The sequence below is a fragment of the Ralstonia pickettii genome (assembly GCF_016466415.2).
Classification (GTDB): domain Bacteria; phylum Pseudomonadota; class Gammaproteobacteria; order Burkholderiales; family Burkholderiaceae; genus Ralstonia; species Ralstonia pickettii.
Genome location: NZ_CP066772.2, coordinates 1,345,763 through 1,364,013, shown reverse-complemented (window position 1 = coordinate 1,364,013; position 18,251 = coordinate 1,345,763). Strand labels below are relative to the sequence as shown.

Here is an 18,251-nt window from a genome sequence, read left to right as displayed (position 1 = left end):
GGTGAAGTCCTTGGAGAAAAAGTCAGGAGCGTCTTCAGGGAAAGCGTAGTCGTTACCGGGCCATCAAGCAGGCTTGCCGGTCGCGCGACCTGAGGCAAAGCGTGCGGCGTCCGCGCCACTGGCGGCCAGCGTAAGCGCCAGCACCATGCCGAATGACACCATCGCCGGCACCGCGGCGGCCGAGAACAACGCCGGGCCGCTCCATTGCATGGCAATCAACTGGCCGCCGATCACCGGGCCGATGACAGAGCCGATGCGGCCCACGCCCAGGCTCCAGCCGATGCCGGTGGCCCGCAGCGTGGTGGGGTAATACGTGGCGGCGAGCGCATTTACCGCAGGCTGTCCGCCGACGATGCAGAAGCCGGCCACGAACACCACCGTCACCAGCACGGGCAGCGCAGCCGCCACATGGCCGATCCACCCGACGGTGACGCAGGCGACCAGGAAGCACACGGCCAGCACGCGCACAAAGCCGAGGCGATCGATCAATCGGCCCAGCGTGAGCGTGCCGATCACACCGCCCACCTGCAGCGCGGTCGCCACCAGCACAGCGGTATCCGTGGGGTAACCGGCATCGCGAATCAGCGTCGGCAGCCAGTTCGACAGGAAGTACAGGTCGATCAGGTTCATGAAGTTGATGACCCACAGCACGAGCGTGACCTTGGCGCGGCCTTCCGTGAACAGCGCGGAGACCGGCATGCCACGCGCGGCTGCCTCGGGCACCACGAATTGCGTTTGCGCGTTCACCTGCAGTTGCGGCGCCAGCTTGCTCAGCCACCGAGCCAGACGCTGATGGCGCGTTTGTGGATCGCCCTTGAGCACCAGGTATTGCAGGGATTCCGGCAGCCACAGCACCATCATCACGCCAATGGCGAGGGGCACCAGCCCGCCCACCAGGAACACTGCCTGCCACCCAAAGCGTGAGAGCAGCGCCGCGCTCACAAAGCCGCCAAGTGCCGCGCCCACGGTAAAGCCGCACGACACCAGCATCATCCACGTGACGCGAGAGCGTGCGGGGCTGAACTCACCGGCCAGCGCCATTGCGTTGGGCATGATGCAACCCAGGCCCAGACCCGTGATGAAGCGAAGAACGAGCAGCGCCTCCACCGTTGCCACCTGCGTTGTGGCCAGCATGCACGCCGCAAAAAAGAACGTGGCGACGATCAGTACCGGCCGCCGCCCGAAGCGGTCGCCCAGCACGCCAAACACCAGCGAGCCGACCAGCATGCCGAACAGCCCCGCGCCGAATACCGGCCCGAGGCTCGCCTTGGTGATGTTCCAGTCCTTGATGATGGCTGGCGCCACATAACCCATGGCCTGCACGTCGAAGCCGTCGATGATCAGGCACAGCCCGCAGATGGCCAGCAACAGAATCTGAAAGCCGCCAACCTTGCCCTGATCGATCAGCCGGACGAGGTCGATGGGCGTTGACGATGTGTCACGTGCGGCGTGGGCAGGGCGCATGGTGGTCTCCGGTGGCGGGGTCGCCGCTCAGTTTTGGATTCTTGGTATGCGCGTATTGTCCGGATCGGATGAGAATTTGGAATATCAATGCGAGAATGCATGCTATTGATATTGTGAATGTCGAGGCGTCGTCATGCTGAATCTGCGGGATGTGGACCTGAACCTGCTGGTGCTGTTTCAGGAAATCCTGCGCGAAAAGCGCATCTCCGTCGTGGCCGAGCGGCTGGGCCTGTCGCAGCCGGCGGTCAGCAACGCGCTGTCGCGCCTGCGCCGGACCTTTGATGACGAACTCTTCGTGCGCACGCCGCGCGGCATGATGCCGACCGCACTTGCCGAGCAACTGGCCGAACCGGTGGCCACGGCGCTCGACACGTTGCAACGCGCCTTCGGCCAGCGCACGCACTTTGAAGCCGGCACGTCCACGCGCACCTTCACCATTGCCATGAGCGATGTGGGCGAGGTGTATTTCATGCCGGTGCTGGCGCAGTTGTGTGCTGAGCAGGCGCCCGGCGTGCGTATCGACACGCTGCGTGCGGGCGGGTTCGACATGAAGGCCGAAATGGAGGCCGGCGCCATCGACCTTGCCATTGGCGCGTTCGATGATCTTTCCGGCGAGAGCATCTTCCAGCGCCGCCTGTTCCAGCAGGATTACGTGACGATGTTCCGGCGCGGCCATGCGCTGTCGGAAGGCAGGCTCACGCTGGAACGCTTTCGCGCCGCGTCGCATCTGGTGGTGGCGAGTTCGGCCAGCCCTTACAACGCCATCGGGCCGCTGCTGGACAAGGCGGGGATCACGCAGTCGGCGCGTTTTTCAGTGCCGCACTTCGTGGCGGTGCCGTACATCGTCAGCACGACCGATCTGGTGGTGACGGTACCGCGCAAGCTGGCCGAGCGGGCAGCGCCGCCGTTCGGGCTCGAGTTCGTTGCGCCGCCGCTCAAGCTTCCGGCACTGCAGACCAATGTGTTCTGGCACCGGCGCTTCCATCAGGACGCCGGCAACCAGTGGCTGCGCAACCTTGTCGCGCAGCGCTTTGCAGAGCTGGAACGCTAGGCATCAGCTTGCCCAGGCCGTGCGCTGCAGTCTTCCGCGGGATGACCGGTAGGCTTGCCTAGCCTGGTCTTCTCCTTGCGCCTGGGCCATCACCCTGCATCCGACTGAGCGCTCTGCAGGATCAGCCGGTCCGTCTTATCCTCTGCGTTGTCTTTCGCATCTGAGCCTGTGCGCTCAGCATTCCATTCCCACCGTATTGGAGTCGATCACATGCGTTACAACCGACTGGGCCGGACCGGCCTGTTTGTTTCTGAGCTATGCCTCGGCACGATGACCTTCGGCGGCAGCGATGGCATCTGGCAGCACATCGGCGATTTGCAGCAAGCCGATGCCGAGCGCCTGATCGGGCGCGCCCTCGACGCCGGCATCAATTTCATCGATACGGCGGATGTGTACGCCAATGGCGTCGCCGAGCAGTTGACGGGGCAGGCGCTCAAGAACCTGAAGGTGTCGCGCGACAGCGTGGTCGTCGCCACCAAGGTGTTCGGGCAGACCGGCGACAGCGTGAACGCGCGCGGCGCCTCGCGGTTCCACATCATGGACGGCATCAAGGCGAGCCTGAAGCGCATGCAGCTTGACCATATCGATCTTTATCAGATCCATGGTTTCGATCCCGCCACGCCGATCGAAGAAACCGTGCGTGCCCTCGACACGCTGGTCCAGCATGGCCACGTGCGCTATGTGGGTGTATCGAACTGGGCGGCGTGGCAGATCGTCAAGGCGTTGGGCATTGCCGAGCGGCTGGGCTGCGCTCGCTTCGAAAGCCTGCAGGCCTATTACACAGTTGCCGGCCGCGACCTGGAGCGCGAGTTGGTGCCGATGCTCAAGAGCGAAGGCCTGGGCCTGATGGTGTGGAGCCCGCTGGCCGGTGGCCTGCTCAGCGGCAAGTACACACGCGAGCAGCATGGCGAGCAGGACAGCCGCCGCAACAAATTCGATTTCCCGCCGGTGGACCGGGCACGTGCCTACACGTGCGTGGATGCCATGCGCGTCATGGCCAATGCGCGCAGCGTGTCGGTCGCGCAGATTGCGCTGGCGTGGCTGCTGCATCAGCAGGCAGTGACCACCGTGATCGTCGGTGCCAAGAAGATCGAGCAGCTCGACGACAACATCGCGGCCACCAAGGTTGAACTGACGGCGGAAGAACTCGCGCAGCTCGACGAGCTGAGCAAACTCCCGGCCGAATACCCGGGCTGGATGCTGGAGCGGCAAGGGGAGTACCGGCGTGGCCAGCTTGCCGGAATGCGGCAAGCTGTGCGCTAGTCTGCCGGCTCAAATCGTTCGCCTTTGAACACGCGGCGCGGATTGCCGCGCTCCACCTTGTGATGGAGCGCGCGCCGTTGCGCACGCTGCGCCGCATCGGCCGCCGCGTTATCGTTTTGGCGGAGCGCGTTCCTCTTCGCGCCCACCCCAGCCGCAAGTACGATCAAGCGGAAGCGTTGGAATGATGAAACGTGATGACGCTCAGGTTGCCGTTGCCGCCGGCAATGCAAGCCGCGCCGCCGCCAGCGCTTCACGCAATACCGCCATGTCGCCGATATGGTTCGCGAGCAGCAGGATGAGCTGCGAGTTGAGCATCGCGCTGTGCTCCTCGTCGAGGTTGCGGTGTGCGTCGATCAGCGCTTCGTAAAAGTCATCGGGGCGCGGCAGGTTCGGTTGCGTATTCAGCGGCATGGCGATCGGTGATCGGTATTCAACTCACGCGGAGACAGTGGCATGCGGCTCTGCTGCCGGCGCCGTTTGCCCGGTGGCGCGAAGCAACGCAGCGGCCAGCTTGGCAGCCTCAAGCGCGCGCCAGCGTGCGCAGACGTGCTGATCTGGGCGGATCAGGTAGGTCGTGCCGGGGCGTGCGTCATAGCGTTGTGCGACCAGGCCATCGATGTCTTCCAGCGCCGTCACGTTGGCTGAAGCGGTGCCGATGCCGCCGGCCGGGAAGACTGCCAGCGTACGAAGCGGTAGCGCTTCGACGCGTTCTCCGGCACCGCAGAAACGCAGCGCCGTGAAGCCGCTGTGCAGATGACCGAGGAGCCAATCGGCGCGGCCATCGGCGGTGCGCACCGGCGCGTCGAGTGCGACAGCGCCGGGTACGAGCGTGCAGGCAAAGGGCGCTTCATCTTCGGTCTGCAATGCAGAGCCCTCGAGCACTGTCGGCGTAGACAACCGTCCGCTGTTGACCAGGGTTCGCGCAAACGGATAGTGCTTGGCCAAGCGCAGTGTGGCATCGCGAAAGAGCCGGCTGACCGCGCTCTTGGGCGTGATGAAGTCGGTCGAGCGGGTGGAGTGGCGGATGTTGTCGTCGGCAGCGAACTCGCGCTCGCTCGCGTACGTGTCGAGCAGGGCGTCGGGCGCATCGCCGGCAAGCACCATGCGCAATTTCCACGCGAGGTTCTCGGCATCCTGCAAGCCGCTGTTGGCGCCGCGCGCACCGAACGGCGACACCCGGTGCGCTGCATCGCCGATGAAGAGCACGCGGCCGTGGCGGAAGCGGTCCATGCGTTCGCATGAAAACGTATAGACGCTGACCCATTCCAGCTCGAAATCGACGTTTTCGCCCAGAAGCGCGCGCACGCGTGGAATGACGCGCTCCGGTTGTTTCTCGGCGACGGGGTCGGCGTCCCAGCCGAGTTGGAAGTCGATGCGCCAGACGTTGTCGGGTTGATGGTGCAGCAGCACCGACTGATTCGGGTGGAACGGCGGATCAAACCAGAACCAGCGCTCGCTCGGGAACGGCGCATCCATACGCACGTCGGCGATCAGGAAGCGGTCTTTGAAGGTCTGGCCGCGGGCTTCGAGGCCCATCATGTGGCGTACCGGGCTGCGCGAGCCATCGGCGGCGACGACGTACCGCGCGCGCTGTGCGTACGTGCCATCGGGCGTCTCAATGCTGAGCGTCACGCCATCGGCATCCTGCGTGAGGGCCGTCACCTTGTTCTTCCAGCGCAGTTCGATGTTCGGCAAGGCTTGCGCGCGTTCAACGAGAAAGCCCTCGACGTAGTACTGCTGGAGGTTGATGAACGCCGGCCGGCGGTGGCCGGTTTCGGGCAGCAGGTCAAAGCTGTAGAGCAGCTCGTCCTTCAGGTAGACCTTGCCGACGTTCCAGCTCACGCCCTTGTCGATCATGCAGTCGCCGCAACCGAGCCGATCGAAAATCTCCAGCGAGCGCTTGGAGAAGCAGATCGCGCGTGAGCCGGTCGACAGCGTGCAATCGTCGTCGACGACGACCACGGCCACGCCCTGCTGCGCCAGATCGATGGCCGTGGCCAGCCCCACCGGCCCGGCGCCGACGATGACAACGGGGCGCGCTTTAGTGGCCGCGCCGGGTTGCTGTTCGGCGCACGGCGCATACGCGAAGACGCGGTTCTGGAAGTCGGGATTCATGTTCAGCCTTGCAGGGCGGCCCACATTTCCTTGTCGCGCTCGGCGGTCCAGATGCGCGGGTGCTTGATGCCGCTGGCCTCGTCAAAGGCGCGCGTTACGTCAAACGGCAGGCAGTGCTCATAGATGAAGACGCTGCCAAATTTCGGGTCCATGGCCGCGCGGGTATGCGCCATGGCGGCCTTCAGGTCCATCTTCTGCGCGACGGCTTCCTTGCCACGTTGCAGCAGCGTAGACACGAAATCGCGTGTATAAGCGAGGCCCTTGTCGACTTCGCCCGGGTTGAGCAACGCGGGGCCACGGCCCGGCACGAGCTTGTCGGCGCCGAGCGCGCGCAGTGCATCCAGCGTGGCGGGCCATTCTTCGAGTTGGGCGTCACCGCAGTAGCAGGCGGCGTCGTATTCGACGAGGTCACCGGAAAAGAGCACCTTCTGCGACGGAATCCACACCACCGTGTCGCCCTTCGTGTGGCCGGGGCCAAGGTGCAGGATCTTCACTTCCAACTTGCCCAGAAACAGTGTCAGCTCGCGCTCGAACACCAGCGTCGGCCACGTCAGGCCCGGCACGGTTTCCACGCCGGCAAACAGGCGCGGGAAGCGCTCGATTTCGGACTTCATATCGGCCTCGCCGCGCTCGACGATCATTTCGTACGTGCCGCGGCTGGCAATGATGTTCTGTGCGCCCTCGGCAAAGTAGGCCGACGCGCCCAGCACGCGCACCGCGTGATAGTGCGACAGCACCACGTGCTTGATCGGCTTGTCGGTGATGGCGCGGATGCGTGCGATCAGGTCTTGCGCCATCGCGGGCGTGGCGGTGGTGTCGACGATCAGCACCGAGTCGTCGCCAATGATGACGCCGGAGTTCGGGTCGCCCTCGGCTGTATAAGCGTAAGCGTTGGGGGAGAGCTGGGTGAAGGTGACTTGTTTGGCCTCGAGGTCGGCTTGCGAGGCGAAGGCTTTGGCCATTCTGTCACTCCTGGTGTAGTGGATTACGGTTGGGGGAATTACGTTTCAACATGCGTGGCTCGGGAAGCCTGCGTTGGGTTGGGCTGAGGGCAAGCCATGCCGAACGCTGGCAATCATAGACCGCACGGTCTGGAGACGCGCCTAGGGTATACGTTGATTATGGTTAGAAGCATTGTTTATACAATGCATAAAAACCAAAAACGGCCGTCTACGCGTTGCTGCGTGCTACGCTCGCAGCACTTTGTCGGCCCCGTCCAGCCAATACGCCCCGAGACATGGAGACCACGGAAGTCGAAGACGACCTGCCCACCGATGGCGATGCAGAAGACGCGCGCGCAAACCGCGACCGTTCGGGCATCCAATCCATCGAAGTCGGCTCTCAATTACTGGTGGCGCTCACGCGTGCCATGCGGGCAATGGCGCTCGGCGATCTCGCGCGCGCCGCCGGTATGCATCCCTCCAAGGCGCATCGTTATCTGGTCAGCCTGCAGCGCGTGGGCGCGGTGTCGCAAGATCCGCTGACCGGCCGCTACGAACTGGGCCCGTTTGCGCTTCGCCTGGGCCTGGCCAGCCTCAACCGTTCCGATGCCATCGTCCGCACGCGGCCGTTGCTGGCCGGCCTGCGAGACCAGACCGGTCACACCATCGGCATTGCCGTGTGGAGCGATCGCGGCCCGACTGTCGTGCATTGGGAGAAGGCGGGTGGTGCGCCGGGTGTGAACCTGCGTATTGGCGACGTCCTGCCGATGCTCAATTCCGCCACCGGGCGATTGTTCGGCGCCTATCAGCCGATGGAACAGACGCTGCCCTTGGTGGAACGCGAACTGCACGAGCGTGCCGGTGACGATCTCCCCGGTTTGCCGCGGTCTCTGACGGATTACTACCGCCTGTGCGAAGACGTCCGCACCGAAGGCGCATCGTGGGTGTCGGGCAGCCTGCTGCCGGGCGTGAACGCGCTGTCGTTGCCGGTGTTCGGTGCACGCGGGCAGCTCGTGCTGGTGTTGATCGCGCTGAACCTGCAACCGCTGTTTCACGCGCAGCGCGGCGGCGAGCTGGAGCACACGTTGCGCACGTTCGTGATGCGCTTGTCTGCCATGCTGCAGGCACCCGCGGAACGCCCTGCGAAAGCCGGCAGCCGTCGAAGCAGGGCGGTGCGTTAGGGTTGTCGCCAATTTCATCCTGTCGTAAGAAATTTACTATCTCGTAACGCGTGGCGCCCCCTCGCCCGGCTCACATCCGGCGCGAACTCCACGATTACAAGAACGAGGAGCTTCATGGATTTGTCGATTGCCGCCATCCTGGCGCAAGACGGCGTGACATCGGGCGCGATCTACGCGCTGCTGGCACTGGCGCTCGTGCTGGTGTTTTCCGTCACGCGCGTGATCTTCATCCCGCAGGGCGAATTCGTCGCGTACGGCGCGCTCACGCTGGCTGCCATCCAGGCCAACAAGGCGCCGCTGTCGGCCAGCATGCTTGTAGCGCTGGGCGTGCTGACGTTCCTCGTCGAGATGGGGCGTACGCTGCTGCAACCGGAACTGCGCCTGCATGCGCTGCGAACGGGCGCCGTCTATGCAGGCAAATACCTTGTTTTTCCGGTTGCCGTGTACGTCGCCGCTCGCATGCTGGGCCCGATGACGCTGCCCATGCTTGCGCAGGTGGCGTTGACGCTGCTGATCGTCATTCCGATGGGCCCCATGATCTACCGCCTGGCCTATGAGCCGTTGGCCGAAGCCAGCACGCTCGTGCTGCTGATCGTTTCGGTGGGCGTGCACTTTGCGATGGTCGGCCTGGGCCTCGTGATGTTTGGCGCAGAAGGCTCGCGCACGGAGGCGTTTTCCGATGCGCGCTTTGATCTGGGCGCGCTCAGTGTGTCGGGCCAGAGCCTTTGGGTGGTGGCTGTATCGGTGCTGATGATCGTGGCGCTGTACTTCTACTTCGGCCGCACGGTCTCGGGCAAGGCGCTGCGGGCCACGGCGGTGAACCGGCTGGGTGCGCGGCTGGTCGGCATCGGGACCACACAGGCCGGGCGATTGGCTTTCACGCTGGCGGCGGCGCTCGGTGCGCTGTGCGGCATCCTGATTGCGCCGCTGACCACGGTCTACTACGAGTCCGGTTTCCTGATCGGCCTGAAGGGCTTCGTTGGCGCCATCGTGGGCGGGCTCGTGAGCTATCCGGTGGCCGCGCTGGGTGCGCTTCTGGTGGGGCTGCTGGAGTCGTATTCATCGTTCTGGGCGTCGGCTTTCAAGGAGGTGATCGTGTTCACGCTCATCATTCCGGTGCTGCTGTGGCGATCGCTCACCACCAAGCATGTCGAGGAAGAGGAATAAGCCGATGAACACGCTGACCAAATCTTCCGAAGGCACGGCGCAGCGCGGCTGGCTTTCGCGCAACCGCGTGCTGACCGCGTTGTTCGTGGTCGTGCTCGTGCTGATCCCGATCGTGCCCACGCCCGAGTTCTGGATCACGCTTCTGAACTACATCGGGCTCTATAGCCTTGTCGCGCTGGGGCTCGTGCTGCTGACGGGTGTAGGCGGGCTGACCTCGTTCGGGCAGGCAGCGTTCGTTGGCCTCGGTGCATACAGCACCGCCTATCTGACAACGCAGTACGGTGTCTCGCCGTGGATCGGCTTGTGGGCCGGGTTGGTGATCACGGTGGTCAGCGCCTATGTGATTGGCCTGATCACGATGCGCATGTCAGGCCACTACCTGCCGCTGGCGACGATTGCGTGGGGCCTGTCGCTCTTCTTCCTGTTCGGCAACCTGGAATTCCTGGGCAAGTACGACGGGCTGAACGGCATTCCGGTGCTGAACGTGCTCGGCAAATCGCTGCAGACCGGCCGCGAGATGTTCTACCTGATCTGGGCCGTCGTTGTCGTGGCGGTGCTGGCGGTGCAGAACCTGCTGAATTCGCGCCCAGGCCGCGCCATCCGCGCGCTCAAGGGCGGCGGCACGATGGCCGAGGCGATGGGGGTGAACACCGCATGGATGAAGGTGGTGATCTTCGTGTTTGCGGCGGTGCTGGCGTGCATTTCGGGCTTTCTCTATGCGCATCTGCAGCGCGCGGTGAACCCGACGCCATTCGGCCTCAACTACGGCATCGAATACCTGTTCATGGCGGTGGTCGGCGGCGTGGGCCACGTGTGGGGCGCGGTGCTTGGTGCGGGTTTGCTGACCATCCTGAAAGACAGCCTGCAGAGCATCCTGCCGAAGCTGCTCGGCTCCAACGGCAACTTCGAAATCATCGTGTTCGGCGTGCTGCTCGTGCTGTTACTGCAGTACGCGCGCGATGGCGTCTGGCCCTTCATCCGCAAGCTGTTTCCATCGCCTCCGACGGCGCGCGCACCCGACGATGCACCGGCACTGAAGCAGCGCGAGAAGCCGCAAGCCGGTGAGCTGATCCTCGACGTGCGCGCCGCGCGCAAGGAGTTTGGTGGCCTGGTTGCCGTGAACGACGTCAGCTTCCAGGTGAAGGCCGGCGAGATCATCGGCCTGATCGGCCCCAATGGCGCCGGCAAGTCCACCACCTTCAACCTGGTGACGGGTGTGCTGCCGGTCACGCGTGGTGAGGTGCTTTACCGCGGCGAGCACATCAGCGGCAAACCTTCGCGCGAGATCGTCAAGCGCGGCATCGGTCGTACCTTCCAGCATGTGCAACTGCTGTCGGGCATGACCGTCTTGGAGAACGTGGCCCTTGGCGCCCACCTGCGCGGCGATTTTGCGGCGCAAGGCGGGGTGCTCGCAAGCGTGGTGCGCATGAACCAGGCCGAAGAGCAGAAGCTGCTGTTCGAAGCGCGCCGTCAACTGGAGCGCGTGGGTCTGGCCGATTGCATGTATCAGGAAGCCGGCAGCCTTGCGCTGGGCCAGCAGCGCATTCTGGAAATCGCCCGTGCCCTGTGCTGCGACCCCGCGCTGCTGCTGTTGGACGAGCCCGCCGCGGGCCTGCGCTACAAGGAAAAGCAGGCGCTGGCCGCGCTGCTGACCAAGCTGAAAGCCGAAGGCATGAGCGTGTTGCTGGTCGAGCACGACATGGACTTCGTCATGAACCTCACCGATCGGCTGGTCGTCATGGAATTCGGCACCAAGATTGCCGAAGGGCTGCCGCAGGAAGTGCAGCAGAACCCCGCAGTGCTGGAAGCCTACCTCGGCGGCGTGGAATAGGGAGAACGCGCATGTCAGTCATCCTGGAAGTGAAGGACCTGCACGTCCGCTACGGCAAGGTAGAGGCGCTGCACGGCGCCAACCTGAAGGTGGAGTCGGGCCAGATCGTGACGGTCATCGGCCCGAACGGCGCGGGCAAATCGACCATGCTTGGCGCCGTCATGGGTGCGCTGCCAACGACCGGCTCGGCCAGCGGCGTGGTCTCGTATCTCGGTCACAACCTGACTGGTCTGCCGGTGGAAAAGCGCGTGGCACGCGGTATGTGCCTCGTCCCGGAAAAGCGCGAGCTGTTTGCCACCATGAGCGTGGAAGACAACCTCGTGCTGGGCGCGTACCGCCGCAAGCGTGCGGGTGAGCGCAACTATCTCGACCAGATGGAGGTGGTGTACGACTTGTTCCCGCGCCTGAAAGAGCGTCGCGCGCAAGAAGCCGGCACGCTTTCCGGCGGCGAGCGCCAGATGCTCGCCGTGGGCCGCGCGCTGATGGCCAAGCCCCAGTTGCTGATGCTCGATGAGCCGAGTCTCGGTCTTGCCCCGCTCATCGTCAAAGAGATCTTTCACATCATCAGCGACCTGCGCAAAACCGGCGTGGCAACGCTGCTGATCGAACAGAACGCACGCGCCGCGCTGCAGGTCGCCGACTACGGCTACGTATTGGAAACGGGCGATATGACGCTCGAAGGCGCGGCGCAGGAATTGGCCGTCAACCCCCGCGTGATCGAAACCTACCTGGGCTTGGCGAAGAAGGCCGCCTGAGCGCTGCGGTGAGCCGGATCAATCGTCGTCGTCATGACGATGGTGCCGGCGCCATTCACGCTCACGCCAGCGTTGTTCGCGCCATTGACGTTCCTGCCATTCGCGGCCGCGCCCATCGTCGTAGTAGCCGGGGGCAACGATGACCGGCTGCGGCGCGACATAGACGGGGGCCGGCGCATAGTAGGCCGGCGGCGGAGGCGGGGCGTACACCGGCGCGGGCTCGACATAAACCGGTGCGACGGGCACACCGATTCCAATATCGACATTGACACGGGCCAGGGCCGCCTGCGACGACAGCGCTGCAGCGGCTGCCAGAACGTACAGCGCGAAGTTCTTATGCATGTGGGAATTCCTCAAGACGCTGCACTGTAGTAGAAGCGGGCGCGCGCAGTCTTACAGAAGCGATACGGGTGTTGCAAATTGTAACGGAGTGACGCCATGGCCGCTCACGGCAACGCGCGCTCCATCAGTTCTGCGTCCTCTCCGTACACCGCGCGCAGAGCGGCCAACGCGGCACCATCCACGTCGGCGGGCTGATACCCAAGGCGCCGCCAGAACACATCCGCGCCTTGCACCGCTACCAACCGGGATTGGCGCAGCCCCTGCGCATGGGCGCTGGCGGATGCCGTGGCGTAAAGCTGCTCGCCCAAACGCTGGCCACGGCCTGCCGGCGCGATGGCCATGTCGTGCACGAACCAGAGCACATCGGCCGCATCCGGGGCGGGGAGTGGCACGTGCAATTTTGGCGGCGTCCATGCGTGCCACGCATGCGAGAGCAGGTATCCCACCACGTCGGCCCCGTGCAGCGCGACCAGGCACACAGCCGGACTGCGCGCCCAGCGGCTGGCAAGCGCATCGCCCGGTTCCAGAAACCCCTCGCCGTAACAGGCCTGCTGCACGGCGAGGATGCCGGCCAGGTCGTCTGCGACGATCGGGCGGATGGTGATTTCGGACATGGGTGCGCGGTCGGACGAAAACGGCAGAGTTTAACGGAGCGGTATCGCGCTTCATGCCGTTTTCGCATAACGTGGGCACACATCGGTATTCGCAGGATCGCGCACGTATCCTGTAGATTCGTTGGCAGGGCAGTCCCGCCCACACTTGAATCCTCTCTCCCAGCATGTCGCGAATCATCTTCCTGAACGGCCAATACGTGCCGGCCGCCGAAGCCACCGTCTCTGTCATGGATCGCGGCTTCACCTTTGCCGATGGCATCTATGAAGTCACCGCCGTGGCGCGCGGCAAGCTCGTCGACAACGACGCGCACCTCGCCCGCCTGACACGATCGCTGTCCGAGATCGGCATCGACAACCCGTACACCGACGCCGAATGGACGCGCGTGTGCGAAGAGCTGGTGGCGCGCAATGGGCTGGACGAGGGTGTGGTCTACATGCAGGTCACGCGCGGCGTGGCCGAGCGCGATTTCGGCATACCGGCTGACATCTCGCCGACGGCCGTGGCATTCACGCAGGTCAAGTCCATCGTCGACAGCCCGCTCGCAAAGAAGGGCGCAACTGTGGCGACGGTGCCCGATCTGCGCTGGAAGCGTTGCGACATCAAAAGCGTGGGCCTGTTGCCGCAGGTGATGGCCAAGCAGATCGCCGCCCGCGCCGGCGCGCACGAAGCCTGGATGACCGACGGCGACCGCGTGACCGAAGGCGCGTCGTCGACCGCGTTCATCATCACCGCCGATAAGCGGCTGATCACGCGTCCGCTGTCGAACGCCGTGCTGCCGGGCATCACGCGTGTGTCGATCCTGGCGCTGGCGCGCGAACATGGCCTGACGCTGGAAGAACGCGCCTTCACCGTGGCCGAAGCCCAGCAGGCCGCCGAGGCGTTCTACACCAGCGCGTCGACGTTTGTGATGCCGGTGGTGTCCATCGACGGCGTGCAGATCGGCAGCGGCCAGCCGGGCCCGCTCACGCAGGCGCTGCGCACGCTGTATCTGCGTTTTGCCGGCGTGGACGTTGCCGAACCCGTCGACCAGATGTGACGTAAGCGGTTGCGCCAGCGCGGTAGAATCGCCCGCTCTGTTTTTTGCAGCAAGGCGAGACACCCCATGAAGACAGGAGGCTGGCGCTGGCAAAGCGCCATCGCGGCGACCGCTCTGGTTGCTGCGCAGTGGGCAGCGATGCCCGTATCCGCACAAACCATTTCTGCGTCGGCCGCTGCGCCGACGGGGGCCGCGCAAGCCGTTTCGGCCGATGCGGCACCCGCCCTCGAATCATCCTCCGCCGATTCCCGGTGGCGCCGCTTCGAGAGCATCAACGGCATTGTTTCGTATATCGATCGGCAATCGGTCAAGCCGCAGCCCGGTGCCGCGGCCGATGCCAATTCGCACACCGTGCACTTCCGGCTGCTGCGCAACGTGCTGCCCGACTTCACGATCAAGACAGCAGATGGGCAGCCGATCCGTTCGTCGGTCAAACAGGTTGTGCTCGACTGCGCGCGACATAGCTACACAGTGATTGCGCAAACGCTCTATCGCGCGCGCAACGCTACCGGCAAGCCGCTTTACCAGATCCATTACGGCGACGAGGCGCAAAGCCGCTCGCTGCGCGAAGGCAGCGTGTTCGAGTGGATCGCCGGGCGCTTTTGCGGCGCCGGCCATTAACGCTGGGGTCGGCATGGGCGGCGTCAATGCCGCCCCGGGCGTTCCCGTTCAGATGGGCGCAGCTTCGCGGCTGTCGCTTCCGTTCTCGCTTTCCTCGCGGCCCCGCGCGTAGGGCTGCCGCTCCTGCTCAAGCTCCGGATAACGGCGTGAGGCGAAGCCCATGGCGGCTTCGTACGAGCCAAACTGGTTCGATTCGGCGGCCACACCGTCGTTGACCAGGATTGCGTACCACTTCCCGTAGAGCGGGCCGTACACCACGACCTTGCTTTTCATCGTCTTGTCCCTGTTTCTTGTATCGATGGCCGACTACACGGTTTGCGCAAAGCGGCGGCTCGAGCCGTCCGGGCGTCAGGTCATGGCGCGCCGTCAGCGTTGTGGCGGACGATGATTACAGTGTGTTACACGCGCGTCAACGTTTGCGTTGGGCGCAATCCTCTAGTGGCGTTAGGCGCATTAGGCGGGGGCCAGCGTGCCGGCCACGCGGGCCCGCTGCAGTTCAGCGGGTTCCTGGCCTGATTCGACATAGTCGGCAAAGCGGCGGATGTAGTCGGCCACCCACTCGGGGCGACGCAGGGGCAGCCAGTGGCCGGCGTCGACCTCGTGGCGCCAGTAATGCGACACCCAGGCCTCCACAGCGCGCGTCACGGCGGGGCTGACGTAGCGATCGCGCGTTGGCACGATGAGCTGCACGGGCGCATGCGGCGCACGCGCCTGCGGGCGGGCCAGGCGGTCGCGAAAATTCGCGCGGTACATGCGCACGCCGTTGCAGGCATCGCGCACAAGCGTCGGTCGCTGGGCGTCGATGCGGATGCCTTCCGTTTTGTGCAGCCACCACGGCCAGGCGCGCGCGACCCACAGCCGCCACGACCATTCGGGCACCAGCGGCAAGTGGAAATACCCCACATACCAGGATTGCAGCCGCTGCTTCCACACCGCACGCCTGGCTGCAAATGTGCCGGCATCGAGCTGCGCGCGCATCCAGTGGCCGACGTGGTCCAGGCACGGGCCTGAGATCGACGTGTACGACGCGATGCGCCCTCGCAGCCGATCGGTCGTCACCGATTCCCAGCTGTGGATGGAGCCCCAGTCGTGCCCGACCAGATGAAAGCGCTCGCCGGGCAGCAACGCGTCGGCCACGGCGGCAAGGTCGTCGACAAACTGGGGGATGCGGTAACCGGTGGTATCTGCGGGGGCGTCTGACAGGCCGGCACCCCGCACGTCGAAGGTGAGCACACGGCGCTCGTGCGCCAGCGTGTCGCGCACGCCGTCCCAGACGGAGCTGTCGTCCGGATAGCCATGCACGAGAACGATGGCAGGGCGCTCCCGAGCGGAATGGTCGGCGGGCTGTGTCATGCGGGCATGCAGGCGAATGTCGCCGGAGCGCACCACGTGGCTGCTGTGCATCGAGAGGCCTCCTGGAAAAGGGATGCGGTGCAATCTCTGCAGCCTACGAAGTAACGGGGCGATACGACAACGCGTGTTTTTACCCGTTTCAAGCAGCGCCTGACGCACCCGCTGGAGGGTCGGCCTGCAACAACGGCGTGGCTGCGGTGAAAGCTGCCAGATACTCCAGCAACGTACGCACCTTGCGCGGCAACTGTTGTTGCGGCCACACCGCGTAGATGGGTCGCTGCGGCGTACGCCAATCGGGCAGCAGGCGCACCAGCCGGCCGGCCTCCAGCGCTTGATGGCAGAGTGTGCGAGGGCAGTACAGCAGGCCGAGGCCCGTTTCCGCCAACGTCACGCCCAGTTCGATGTCGTTCAGGTCGCAGCGTCCATGAGGCTGCAGTTCGATGGTCTCCTCGCCATCGGGTGAGGTGAAGCGCCATGTCGAGAGCGGCGACGACACCAACAGCCGATGCGCTTGTAATTCATGTGGATGGGTCGGCGCGCCATGCTCGGCCACGTACGCGGGCGACGCCACCAGCACCATCCCGATGACACCGAGCCGCCGCTGCCGCAGCTTCGGGTCGTCCTGCTGGCCGACGCGGATGGCAAGATCGGCGCCATGCCGCCACACGTCTTCATTGCGGTTGCTGAGCGATAGCTCCAGGCGGATCTCCGGCCACGCCGCCATGAAACTCGCATACGCGGGTGCGAGGAGCCCGCGCGACAGGTTCAACGGTGCAAGAACACGCAGGGTGCCCTTCACCTGGTTGAGATCGTCGTCGAGCGTGGCCGTTGTTTGCGCAAGCGCGGTCAACAGCGGGCGGCATTGCTCGTAATACAGCTGGCCCTCCGGCGTCGGTTTCAGGCTGCGGGCGCTGCGCAGCAGAAGCTGGCAACCCAGCGCTGTCTCGAGCTTCTGCAGGCGCCGTGTCAGCGTGGCGGGCGGCAGGTTGGCGTGACGCGCTGCGGCCTGGAGGCTGCCGTGGTCCACGATGGATACAAAGAGGGCCAGATCGTCGAGCATGATTCCATTTTCGGAATTTAAGTTTCAATAAACGTCTATAGTTTCTATAAAAGCGGTTGTCTAGCATACCGTCAATCACATTTGATGGCTTGCAAGGAGAACCGCCATGTCGATGCCAGTTTCCACCGCCACACGTCTTCGCATCATCTTTGCCTGGATGATGTCGGGCCTGATGTCGTTGTTGATGACGGGCTGGATCGGCTGGATCAACGCCGGTATCAGCTCCGACTTTCTCGCCCGCTGGGCGCATGCCTTCGTACTGGCGTGGCCGGCCGCCTTCACCATCGTGCTGATTGCGGCGCCGCTGGTGCAGCGGCTGACACAGCGCCTCGTGGTGCCCAGTCCGATGCAGCCCTGAAAAGAAAACAGCCCACCGGGAGGACGGCGGGCCGCAAGGTTGACAGCAGGAAAGACCGATTGAAGCGGACGCCGGACCGACATCCCGTTGGGTCCGCCGATATGGCTGGTACAACACCCGACCCTTATCGCAGTGACGCTGATGTGCGTGGAGATCGCACGGCCCGATATCGGGTCATGACCGGGCCATGGAGCGCACTGTAGAGCGCCGATGCTTTCAGCAAACTTTCTTCCGTCGGCCGGCCTTCTACGGACAATCCCTAGGTTCGGGCATGGCACGGGCGTTGCCGATGTCGTGCGCGGCACATAGCCGCTGCCGGGGCGAAGCAGCACGAGTAGGCGTAGTCAACATCAACGCGCCGTGCTGTTGGGCAGGTCCAATTCTCAACGCTAAGGGGCTAAGCCATCGGTAGGAAAGCCGGCTGCATGCGGGGCGGCCGGCTGGCAGAATGCCGGAGCGTTGCCACCCGTCCAGCCCACCATGTCCGCACCTGCCGACCTCCACATCCGCTCTGTTCACCAAGACGACTTCGCTGCGTGGAAACCGCTCTGGGATGGCTACAACGCCTTTTACGGCCGTGCGGGCGAGACGGGCTTGCCCGACATCGTCACGCAGACGACATGGCAGCGCTTCTTCGACGAAACGGAGCCGGTGCACGCGCTGGTGGCCGAGCGTGGGGGCGAGCTGCTCGGCATCGTGCATTTCCTCTACCACCGCAGCACCACGCAAATCGGCATGAGCTGCTATTTGCAGGATCTGTTCACTGCGCAGGCCGCGCGCGGGCAGGGCGTGGGGCGGGCCTTGATCGAAGCGGTCTACCGTCGCGCGCAGGCCGACGGCTTGCCGCGCGTCTATTGGCAGACACACGAAACCAACGCGACCGCCATGCGGCTGTACGACACGCTGGCGGACAAGTCGGGCTTCGTGGTGTATCGCAAATTGTTCTGAGCCGTTCCGGCCTCAACAATCGAGTTTCGGCACGTCGAAGTGCTTCCAATCGCTACCGCCTTCGGCTCCGTACCGCTAGCGCGGTGCCAAGACCTTTGTCCATTGCGCGATTTGGCGGATGGGTCGCCCACGGTGGACGCAATTTCCCGC

19 protein-coding genes are annotated in these 18,251 nt (G+C 64.6%); 10 read left to right on the top strand and 9 right to left on the bottom strand.

Annotated elements, in window-relative coordinates:
• Nucleotides 1–63 precede the first annotated feature (63 nt).
• Nucleotides 64–1,464 (bottom strand): MFS transporter, encoded by a 1,401-nt coding sequence (locus tag RP6297_RS22320; protein ID WP_009239777.1) that lies wholly within the window; start codon nucleotides 1,462–1,464, stop codon nucleotides 64–66.
• Between the two features lie 133 nt (nucleotides 1,465–1,597).
• On the opposite strand from RP6297_RS22320, the gene RP6297_RS22315 reads away from it, so the two are divergent.
• Entirely contained in the window at nucleotides 1,598–2,515 is a 918-nt protein-coding gene (locus RP6297_RS22315; RefSeq protein WP_009239776.1) for a LysR family transcriptional regulator, read from the top strand.
• A 210-nt stretch (nucleotides 2,516–2,725) separates the two neighbouring features.
• Nucleotides 2,726–3,778, top strand: a complete 1,053-nt coding sequence (locus RP6297_RS22310; RefSeq protein ID WP_009239775.1) for an aldo/keto reductase — start codon at nucleotides 2,726–2,728, stop codon at nucleotides 3,776–3,778.
• Between the two features lie 201 nt (nucleotides 3,779–3,979).
• Here the strand turns inward: RP6297_RS22310 and RP6297_RS22305 are convergent, their stop codons facing one another.
• The 3 genes from RP6297_RS22305 to RP6297_RS22295 are packed head-to-tail and all read right to left on the bottom strand — an operon-like array spanning nucleotide 3,980 to nucleotide 6,855.
• The gene (locus RP6297_RS22305; protein ID WP_009239774.1) at nucleotides 3,980–4,189 is read right to left on the bottom strand and encodes a DUF2783 domain-containing protein; all 210 of its coding nucleotides are present in this window, start codon (nucleotides 4,187–4,189) and stop codon (nucleotides 3,980–3,982) included.
• 24 nt (nucleotides 4,190–4,213) lie between these two features.
• A complete protein-coding gene (locus tag RP6297_RS22300; protein WP_009239773.1) occupies nucleotides 4,214–5,893 on the bottom strand; it encodes an FAD-dependent oxidoreductase in 1,680 nt (559 codons plus the stop codon).
• A 2-nt stretch (nucleotides 5,894–5,895) separates the two neighbouring features.
• A complete protein-coding gene (locus RP6297_RS22295; RefSeq protein ID WP_009239772.1) occupies nucleotides 5,896–6,855 on the bottom strand; it encodes an MBL fold metallo-hydrolase in 960 nt (319 codons plus the stop codon).
• Between the two features lie 275 nt (nucleotides 6,856–7,130).
• On the opposite strand from RP6297_RS22295, the gene RP6297_RS22290 reads away from it, so the two are divergent.
• The 4 genes from RP6297_RS22290 (at nucleotide 7,131) to RP6297_RS22275 (ending at nucleotide 11,768) form a co-directional block, all read left to right on the top strand.
• Nucleotides 7,131–8,015, top strand: a complete 885-nt coding sequence (locus tag RP6297_RS22290) for an IclR family transcriptional regulator (protein ID WP_009239771.1) — start codon at nucleotides 7,131–7,133, stop codon at nucleotides 8,013–8,015.
• A gap of 114 nt (nucleotides 8,016–8,129) precedes the next feature.
• Nucleotides 8,130–9,182 (top strand): branched-chain amino acid ABC transporter permease, encoded by a 1,053-nt coding sequence (locus RP6297_RS22285; RefSeq protein ID WP_009239770.1) that lies wholly within the window; start codon nucleotides 8,130–8,132, stop codon nucleotides 9,180–9,182.
• Nucleotides 9,183–9,186: 4 nt separating this feature from the next.
• On the top strand, nucleotides 9,187–11,013 hold the full coding sequence (locus tag RP6297_RS22280) for a branched-chain amino acid ABC transporter ATP-binding protein/permease (RefSeq protein ID WP_009239769.1): 1,827 nt from the start codon (nucleotides 9,187–9,189) through the stop codon (nucleotides 11,011–11,013).
• 11 nt (nucleotides 11,014–11,024) lie between these two features.
• Nucleotides 11,025–11,768, top strand: coding sequence for an ABC transporter ATP-binding protein (locus RP6297_RS22275; protein ID WP_009239768.1), 744 nt, complete (start codon nucleotides 11,025–11,027; stop codon nucleotides 11,766–11,768).
• A gap of 18 nt (nucleotides 11,769–11,786) precedes the next feature.
• Here RP6297_RS22275 and RP6297_RS22270 read toward each other — a convergent pair whose 3' ends face one another.
• Nucleotides 11,787–12,110: a hypothetical protein gene (locus tag RP6297_RS22270; protein WP_004634841.1), complete on the bottom strand. Its 324-nt coding sequence runs from the start codon at nucleotides 12,108–12,110 to the stop codon at nucleotides 11,787–11,789.
• Nucleotides 12,111–12,214: 104 nt separating this feature from the next.
• The gene (locus RP6297_RS22265; RefSeq protein WP_009239767.1) at nucleotides 12,215–12,724 is read right to left on the bottom strand and encodes a GNAT family N-acetyltransferase; all 510 of its coding nucleotides are present in this window, start codon (nucleotides 12,722–12,724) and stop codon (nucleotides 12,215–12,217) included.
• Between the two features lie 164 nt (nucleotides 12,725–12,888).
• On the opposite strand from RP6297_RS22265, the gene RP6297_RS22260 reads away from it, so the two are divergent.
• Together RP6297_RS22260 and RP6297_RS22255 are read left to right on the top strand one after the other, a co-directional pair.
• The gene (locus RP6297_RS22260; RefSeq protein ID WP_009239766.1) at nucleotides 12,889–13,761 is read left to right on the top strand and encodes a D-amino-acid transaminase; all 873 of its coding nucleotides are present in this window, start codon (nucleotides 12,889–12,891) and stop codon (nucleotides 13,759–13,761) included.
• Nucleotides 13,762–13,827: 66 nt separating this feature from the next.
• Entirely contained in the window at nucleotides 13,828–14,382 is a 555-nt protein-coding gene (locus RP6297_RS22255; protein ID WP_009239765.1) for a surface-adhesin E family protein, read from the top strand.
• Between the two features lie 48 nt (nucleotides 14,383–14,430).
• Here RP6297_RS22255 and RP6297_RS22250 read toward each other — a convergent pair whose 3' ends face one another.
• From RP6297_RS22250 to RP6297_RS22240, 3 genes are all read right to left on the bottom strand, one after another.
• A complete protein-coding gene (locus tag RP6297_RS22250; RefSeq protein WP_009239764.1) occupies nucleotides 14,431–14,655 on the bottom strand; it encodes a hypothetical protein in 225 nt (74 codons plus the stop codon).
• 180 nt (nucleotides 14,656–14,835) lie between these two features.
• Nucleotides 14,836–15,786, bottom strand: a complete 951-nt coding sequence (locus RP6297_RS22245) for an alpha/beta fold hydrolase (protein ID WP_009239763.1) — start codon at nucleotides 15,784–15,786, stop codon at nucleotides 14,836–14,838.
• An 88-nt stretch (nucleotides 15,787–15,874) separates the two neighbouring features.
• A complete protein-coding gene (locus tag RP6297_RS22240) occupies nucleotides 15,875–16,795 on the bottom strand; it encodes a LysR family transcriptional regulator (protein WP_009239762.1) in 921 nt (306 codons plus the stop codon).
• Between the two features lie 106 nt (nucleotides 16,796–16,901).
• On the opposite strand from RP6297_RS22240, the gene RP6297_RS22235 reads away from it, so the two are divergent.
• The gene (locus RP6297_RS22235; protein ID WP_004634828.1) at nucleotides 16,902–17,153 is read left to right on the top strand and encodes a DUF2798 domain-containing protein; all 252 of its coding nucleotides are present in this window, start codon (nucleotides 16,902–16,904) and stop codon (nucleotides 17,151–17,153) included.
• Between the two features lie 480 nt (nucleotides 17,154–17,633).
• Nucleotides 17,634–18,101, top strand: a complete 468-nt coding sequence (locus RP6297_RS22230; protein WP_009239761.1) for a GNAT family N-acetyltransferase — start codon at nucleotides 17,634–17,636, stop codon at nucleotides 18,099–18,101.
• Nucleotides 18,102–18,251 lie beyond the last annotated feature (150 nt).